Raw genomic sequence first — 6,873 nt, forward strand, 5'->3', positions numbered from 1 at the left:
GGCCACCGATGCGCTGCGCCACGCGGTGATCGAGCTGCTGGATCTCGGCACGCCGGCGCTGTGGCAGTACATCGAGGACACCGTCTACCGCAGCGTGTTCGACTACAGCGACCACAACCAGCTGCGCATGTCGCGCCTGCTCGACCAGTCGCGCAACATCGTGCGCGCGCGGCTCGCGCAGCTCGGCATCCTGAAGCCGCGCGACGCGGGCGACGCCGACGCGCGGCTGCGCCGTCAGGCGTGATCGCGCCAGCGCAGCGCGCGCTGCGCGATCCGCTCGCATAGCGCACTCATGCCGACGGCGAGTGCCGTCACCCCCAGCACGCAGACCAGCAATACGTCGGCACGCGCGCCGGCCTGCGCGTTCTGCATCAGGCTGCCGACCCCCGCGCCCGCGTTGAACAGCAACTCGCTGCTGGTCGCGGTGATCCAGGCAAACGGCACGGCCTGCAGCACGCCCGCGAACAGGTCGGGCAGCGCGCCCGGAATCAGCACGTCGCGCCACAGGCCGACGCGTGTCAGGCGATACGACTGCGCGAGTTCGACATAGCGCGGGTCGACGCGGCGCAGCCCGTCGAAGCTGGCGGTGGTCATCGGGTAGAACGCGGCGAGCGCGATGATGAACATCTTCGCGAATTCGCCGGTGCCGGCCCACAGGCTCAGCAGCGGAATCAGCCCGAGCAGCGGCACGTAGCGCAGCGCCTGGAACGCCGGCTCGCCGAGCTTGCGCGCGAGCGTCGAGCGCGCCATCGCCGCACCGAACACGAGCCCGAACGCGACGCCGGACGCCAGGCCGAGCGTCGTGCGGCGCAGGCTCGCGCCGAGATCGGTCGCGAGTTCGCCGCTGCGTGCGAGTTCGACGAGCGCGGCGCCCACCTGCTGCAACGGCACGAACGCGTACTGATGGGCCGCATCGCCGGACGACGCGTATTGCCATGCGGCGACCAGCAGGGCCGGCACGACGAGGCCACGCGCACGACGGCGCAGCGCGGCGAACGGGAAGGAGCGTAGGGCGAGGGTCATTCGGAAACCTGTTCGTTCAGCGCGTGGGCGTTTGCCAGCGCAATGCGTAACGTTGCACGAGCGCGATCGACCGGTCGATCGCGAAGCCGATCAGCCCGATCACCGCGACGTCGATGAGCACGACGTCGAGGCGCAGCATCTGCCGCGCCAGTTCCATCATCTGGCCGATCCCGCTGTCGGCGCTGAGCAGCTCGACCGCGACGAGCGCGAGCCACGCGCGCGCGAGCGCGATCCGCACGCCGGTCAGCAGCGGTGGCAACGCGGCCGGCAGCAGCACGTCGCGCAGCAGCGCAAAGCGGCCGAGCCCGTAGTGCCGCGCCATCTCGACGAGATCGCGCGGCGCGTCGTGCACGCCCGTGTATGCGGCCAGTGCAACCGGAAAGAACACGGCCTTGCCGACGACGACGAGCTTCAGCGGTTCGTCCACGCCGATCAGCAGGATCAGCAGCGGAATCAGCGTGAGCGTCGGCACCTGCCGCAGCAGGTCGAACGTCGGCCGCAGGTAGTCGGCGAACAGCCGGCTGCGCGCAAGCAGGATGCCGAATGCGGCACCGCCGGTCGCGCCGATCGCGAAGCCGAGCGCGAGGCGATGCAGCGTGATCAGCAGGTTGTCGCGCAGTTCGCCGGTGTCGAGCAGCGTGCGCAGCGTTGCTGCGAGCCGGTCGGGCGGCACGACGAGCTGCGGCGGGAACCAGCGCTGCGCGCTCGCAAGCCACCACAGCGCGACGAACACGACGGGCGTGGCCCACCACAGCGCGAGCCCGCCGAGCCGTGCCACACCCGGCAGGCGGAGCGCGCGAGCGCCGTTCGACGCGAGGGCATGCATCGGCATCAGCGGCTCGCGACGCGCGCGGCGTCCGCGCGCCAGTAGCCGTCGAGCCCGAGCTGCTTGAGCGCGGTCGACACGAACGTCGGCGCGAGCAGCGCATTCACGTCGACCGGCGTGGACGTCAGGCCGGCCTGGCGGCTGTACGCGATGACATCGCGGTAGTGGCCGGTCAGCGCGGGCGTGAAGAGCGGCGTCCATTGCTCCTTCCACGGGGTCGCCTCATCCGCGTATTCGCGGCGCACGATGCTTTCCGGCTGGCCGGACGCGCTCAGGATCTTCACGTACGCGTCGCGGTTCTGCGGCTGCGAGATCCAGTGCGCGGCGCGCACGTAGGCGGTCGCGACGAGCTGCGTGATGTCGGGATAGCGCCGCACGAAATCGTCGGACGCCCACAGTTCCGCACGCATCTTCCAGTCGTCGGGCGCGGTCTTGGTCGACCAGATGATCTTGCCGACGTGCTTGTCGACGAGCGAATACGCGTCGGACAGCGTGAAGAAGCCGTCGACGCGGCCGGCCGCGACGGCCGCCGCCCCGGCCTGCGGGTCGAGGTTGTAGATCTTGAAGTCGGACAGCTTCAGCCCGTTCTCGGCGAGCAGCTTGCTGAACGTGACTTCCCACGGCCGGCCGCGATTGAGCGCGATGCGCTTGCCTTTCAGGTCGACGATCGACTTCGCGGTCGAGCCGGCCGGCACGACCAGATACGTGTTGCTGCCGACACCGCCCGGCACGATCAGGCGCGTTCGGGTGCCCGATGCGTTGACGACGACCGACGGCAGGTCGCCGTAGCCGGCGAAATCGACGCTGCCGTTCGTGAACGCTTCGTTCACGAGCGTGCCGACCGCCGCGGTCGACACGGGCACCCATTGCAGCGTCACGTGCCGCGCGGCGAGCGCCTTTTCGAGCGACTTGTCGGCGTCGATCAGTGCCGACGCGCCCGCGTACTGCGTCTTGCCGCCGCTCGAATAGGCGACGACGGCGATCCGCACGACCTTGGGCGCGTCGTCCGCCTGCGCGGCCGGTGCGGCGAGCGATGCCGCGGCGAACGGCAGCGCGGAGAACAGCGCGCGCAGCGGGCGGCGCAGCGCGGCGAGGGAGAGCGTGTGTTTCATGATGGTCAGGAACAGTGGGCGGAAAAGGGGCTCACGCGCGCTTCTGCAGCGACGGCCGCAGCACGTCGGCGAGCGGGCGCGGGTCGATCCAGTCGGCGACGTCGAAGTCGGCTTCCAGAAAACCGTGGTCGTGCAGGAAGGTCTTGAAGTCGTCGAGCGCGGCGACCGATTCGTCGTCGAGGTTGACGCCGAGATGCCGGTGCAGCTGGTTGCCGTACGCGGCGCGCACCCAGTCGATCGACGACGCGGTTTCGCCGGCCACGTAGTGCGCGGTTTCGTCGGGATGCGTGCCGGCCCAGTCGCCGGCTGCGACCACGAGCTTCAGGAAGCCGGCGACGATGTCCGGATGATTCGCGAGCACGTCCGCGTTGACGGTCAGCGGGCGCGGCGTGCCGTTGTTGTTGCGGATCGAGCGCTCCGGATGAAAGCCGATGTCGATCACGACGTGCGCGCCGATCAGCTGCGCGATCTCGAGGCCGGTCGACCCCTTCACGTAAATCGCGTCGACCTCGCCGCGCAGCAGCGCACCGGCTTCGGCCGCGTACAGCGCGCGGCTCGAAAAGCCGTGCGGCGACGCGAACAGATCCGCCGCGCGCGCCGGCCCGACGGCCTGCAGCGTGCGCGCGTGCACATCGACGCGTTCGACGTCGCGCGTGGTCAGCCCGTCGAGGCTCAGCGCGTTGACGAAGCCGCGCAGCGCCGACGCGCGAAAGATGTCGATGCGGTCGTCGGGGCGGCTCGGGATTGCGATGCGGCGTCCACGCAAGGCCTTCACCGAGCGGATGCCCGACTCGGGCCGCGCGAGGATCAACTGCGATTCGTCGACCCACGACAGCCCGATCACGCGCGTGTTCGCGCCGTTCGAGCGCGCCCACATCGCCGGGATGCTGCCGCCCTGGCGAAACGACTGCGCGAGCGTGTGATCGCTGATCGACGACACGTCGTGCCGCGTGGCGCCGCGCGGCGAGCGGATCGCGACGCCGTCGGCTGACGTCTCGCCGTTGAGCCAGCCGAGATGCACGGCAATGCCGAGCGGGGTCGGCACGGGCGATCGGGCGTACCAGAACGTCTGCTGCTTGTCCGATGACGAATCGGGCCTGTCTGTCATGGGTGAGATTCCCTCTCTGCGTAAGCATGGTTGAAGCCCGGTCGTGCGCGGTGTCGGTGTCGCACGCGCGGGCCGGTCAACGTTGCAAGTTCCGGGCCAGTGAACGGAAACGGCGCGGCCGCACGCGGCGCGGGCATCGCGCGGGAGGGGCGGTGCGCGTACCGATGCATGGCCTGTTGCGCCAGCAACAGTCGCGTCGGCCGCTGTTGCGCGCGCAGCAGCAGTGGGGTTGGTGCAGCAGCGCGGTGCGGGCGTGTCGCGACGGCATGGGCAACTGCGAGCGAGTGCGATTCGATAGCCGCTGATGCCCGGTGTGCAAGGCGTTGCCGACGTTTGCTTGCGGCCCGTTCGCGCAGTGGCGAGCACGTTGGCACACCGCGTGCTTTACAGCGCAGCACACGCGCGGCACGTCGATGCCGCACGCAATCCAAATGGCCCGACCAGGAGAACTCCGATGGCTGTTGAATTTCTGTGGCGCCTGCCGATGCATGGCGATGGCCGGCGCGCACACGACCTGCATACGCGCGGCGAATGGAATCGCCAGCGCGCATCGCGCGTCGCGCCGAAAGTCGACGACGACGATTTCGGCTACATCGACTATCTGTCGCAGGTCGCGCGCGCGGCCGACATCGCCGGCTTCCACGGCGCGCTGATTCCGATCTTTCGGTTTACCGAGGAACCGTGGGTCGTCGCTGCCGCGCTGGCGCGTGAGACCCGCCGGCTGCGGCTCCTGATCGCGCTGCAGCCGCATTTCGTGCATCCGGTCTACGCGGCGCAGATGGCGGCGAGCCTGCAGCGGATCAGCCGCGGCCGCGTCGAGTGGAACGTCGTCACCGGCGGCGGCGGTCCCGACCAGCGGGCATACGGCGATTTCATCGATCACGACAGCCGCTATGCGCGGACCGACGAATTCCTCGATGTCGTGAAGGGCGTCGCGGCCGGCGAGCCGTTCACGTTCGACGGCCGCTTCTACCGCGTCGAAGCCGGTGGCCTGCTGCCGCCGCTGAGCGGCCAGAAGCCGCCGCGCATCTACCTGGCCGGCGCGAGCGACGCCGCGCTCGCGGTCGCCGCGAAGCATGGCGACGTGCACCTGAGCTGGGGCGAGCCGCTCGCGAAACAGAAGGAGGTGATCGATGCGGCGCGCCGCGCGCTCGATCGCCAGCACGCCGAGCGCGACCTGCGCTTCGGCATGCGCATCGACATCCTCGCGCGCGAGACCGAGGAGCAGGCGTGGGCCGAGTTGCGGCAGATGTTCGCGACGGTGGGCGACGCGACGCGCAACGGCTTCGGCGGGCGCGGCGAATCGTCGGAATCGGTCGGCGCGAAACGCCAGTTCGCGCTGCACCAGGGCAACACGCAGCACTTCGACGACCTGATCGTCGGCCCGAACCTGTGGGCCGGGATGTCGCAGATTCGCGGCGGCCCCGGTTGCGTGATCGTCGGCAGCCACGAGCAGGTGGCCGAGCGGCTCGCGGAATACGTCGACATCGGCGTCTCGACGTTCATTCTGGCGAGCAACCCGCATCTCGAGGAGGCGTACCGCGTAGGCGAGGAAGTGCTGCCGCTCGTCGACGGCGCGCGAAACGCGCGCGCCACGCAGGCGGCGCTGCGCGTGGCCGGCGCATGAGCGCGACGGCCACGCGCCATCCAACCCCATCGACAAGGACATTCACCATGACGACACTCGCTGCGCAGGCCACCGCCTGCGACGCACTCTGGTACACGCGTTGCCCGGTGCCGACCGCGCTCGGCATCGCCGTGCATCGCGGCTGGTTCGACGAGGAGTTCGGACCGGACGGCATCACATTGAATTCGCTGCAGGAGACGGCCGATGCCGGCAAGCGCGAATCGCATTTCGATCACAGCCTGCCGCACTCGTTCCGGCAGGGCGGCAACATTCCCGCGCTGTGGGCGCGGGCACGCGGCGCCGATACGCGCGTGATCGGCCTGTCGTGGACCAACGAATTCCAGGCGATCGTCACGTTGCCCGATCGCGGCATCCGCTCGGTGCGCGATTTGCGCGGCCGGCGGCTCGGGTTGCCGCGCCATCCGATCAGCATCGACTTCTGGCGGGCGGCCGCGCTGAAAGGCTTCCTGAGTGCGCTCGAACTGGAAGGGCTCGGGCACGGCGACGCCGAATGGGTCGACCTGCCCGACGAACGCGAACGTCGCACCGGGCCCGCTTCGTTCACGCGCGGCCCGCACGAATACGGGCTCGAGATCGCGGCGCTCGTGCGCGGCGAGGTCGATGCGGTGTTCGTGAAAGGCGTCGAGGGGCTCGAAACCGTGCATCTGATCGACGCGCAGGTCGTCATCGATCTCGGTGCGCACCCCGATCCGCTGGTGCGGATCGGCAACGGCACGCCGCGCACGCTGACCGTCGACCGCGCGCTGATCGACGCGCGCCCCGATCTCGTGAGCCGCTTCCTGTCGGTCGTGGTGGGGGCGGGCGACTGGGCCGCGCGCCATCCGGCGGAGACGGTCGCCTATATCGGCCGCGAGACGCGCGCATCGGACGAGTGGGTGCGCTATGCGTACGGCGCGGACGTGCATCGCCATCTGGAGACGGGGCTCGCGCAAACGTCGATCGACGGGCTGGTCGCGTTCAAGGACTTCCTCGTCGAGTGGGGCTTTCTCGAACAGGATTTCGATGCGCGCGCGTGGATCGACCCGGCGCCGTTCACGCGCATCGACCGGCAACGCCATGCGTGGGTCGCGTAGCGCGCCGCGGCGCGTCATTGCAAGGAGTCGAGCATGACAGGTCTGACGATCGAATACGGCGTGCCGCCGGCACGCCGGCATGC

At 69.8% G+C, this 6,873-nt stretch carries 6 protein-coding genes and 1 pseudogene; 3 read left to right on the plus strand and 4 right to left on the minus strand.

Annotated elements, in window-relative coordinates:
* Nucleotides 1-244 (plus strand): annotated as a pseudogene (locus G3O00_RS38105) (AAA family ATPase); the annotation flags it as partial.
* On the opposite strand, the gene G3O00_RS38110 reads toward G3O00_RS38105, so the two are convergent.
* Genes G3O00_RS38110 through G3O00_RS38125 form a run of 4 tightly spaced genes read right to left on the minus strand, consistent with a single transcriptional unit; the run spans nucleotide 235 to nucleotide 4,069 of the window.
* Complete coding sequence (locus G3O00_RS38110; RefSeq protein WP_206146092.1) at nucleotides 235-1,023, minus strand: ABC transporter permease; 789 nt, start codon at nucleotides 1,021-1,023, stop codon at nucleotides 235-237. The pseudogene G3O00_RS38105 and the gene G3O00_RS38110 overlap by 10 nt on opposite strands.
* Before the next feature lie 16 nt (nucleotides 1,024-1,039).
* Complete coding sequence (locus G3O00_RS38115) at nucleotides 1,040-1,855, minus strand: ABC transporter permease (protein ID WP_206146093.1); 816 nt, start codon at nucleotides 1,853-1,855, stop codon at nucleotides 1,040-1,042.
* The gene (locus G3O00_RS38120; RefSeq protein WP_206146094.1) at nucleotides 1,855-2,961 is read right to left on the minus strand and encodes a PhnD/SsuA/transferrin family substrate-binding protein; all 1,107 of its coding nucleotides are present in this window, start codon (nucleotides 2,959-2,961) and stop codon (nucleotides 1,855-1,857) included. The genes G3O00_RS38115 and G3O00_RS38120 overlap by 1 nt, the downstream gene beginning before the upstream one ends.
* A gap of 31 nt (nucleotides 2,962-2,992) precedes the next feature.
* Entirely contained in the window at nucleotides 2,993-4,069 is a 1,077-nt protein-coding gene (locus G3O00_RS38125; RefSeq protein ID WP_206146095.1) for an ABC transporter substrate-binding protein, read from the minus strand.
* A gap of 454 nt (nucleotides 4,070-4,523) precedes the next feature.
* Here G3O00_RS38125 and G3O00_RS38130 point away from each other — a divergent pair, with 454 nt between their 5' ends.
* A complete protein-coding gene (locus G3O00_RS38130; RefSeq protein ID WP_174936578.1) occupies nucleotides 4,524-5,696 on the plus strand; it encodes an LLM class flavin-dependent oxidoreductase in 1,173 nt (390 codons plus the stop codon).
* Between the two features lie 47 nt (nucleotides 5,697-5,743).
* A complete protein-coding gene (locus tag G3O00_RS38135) occupies nucleotides 5,744-6,790 on the plus strand; it encodes an ABC transporter substrate-binding protein (protein ID WP_206146096.1) in 1,047 nt (348 codons plus the stop codon).
* Nucleotides 6,791-6,873: the final 83 nt, after the last annotated feature.

This window comes from Burkholderia sp. Ac-20384 (genome assembly GCF_017104605.1).
GTDB classification, from domain to species: Bacteria; Pseudomonadota; Gammaproteobacteria; order Burkholderiales; family Burkholderiaceae; genus Burkholderia; species Burkholderia lata.

Excerpts from the sequence above, each read along its gene's own strand:
- G3O00_RS38135 (WP_206146096.1), top strand. The coding sequence starts at position 5,744 with ATGACGACACTCGCTGCGCAGGCCACCGCCTGCGACGCACTCTGGTAC.
- G3O00_RS38120 (WP_206146094.1), bottom strand. The coding sequence starts at position 2,961 with ATGAAACACACGCTCTCCCTCGCCGCGCTGCGCCGCCCGCTGCGCGCG.
- G3O00_RS38125 (WP_206146095.1), bottom strand. The coding sequence starts at position 4,069 with ATGACAGACAGGCCCGATTCGTCATCGGACAAGCAGCAGACGTTCTGG.
- G3O00_RS38130 (WP_174936578.1), top strand. The coding sequence starts at position 4,524 with ATGGCTGTTGAATTTCTGTGGCGCCTGCCGATGCATGGCGATGGCCGG.
- G3O00_RS38110 (WP_206146092.1), bottom strand. The coding sequence starts at position 1,023 with ATGACCCTCGCCCTACGCTCCTTCCCGTTCGCCGCGCTGCGCCGTCGT.
- G3O00_RS38115 (WP_206146093.1), bottom strand. The coding sequence starts at position 1,855 with ATGCCGATGCATGCCCTCGCGTCGAACGGCGCTCGCGCGCTCCGCCTG.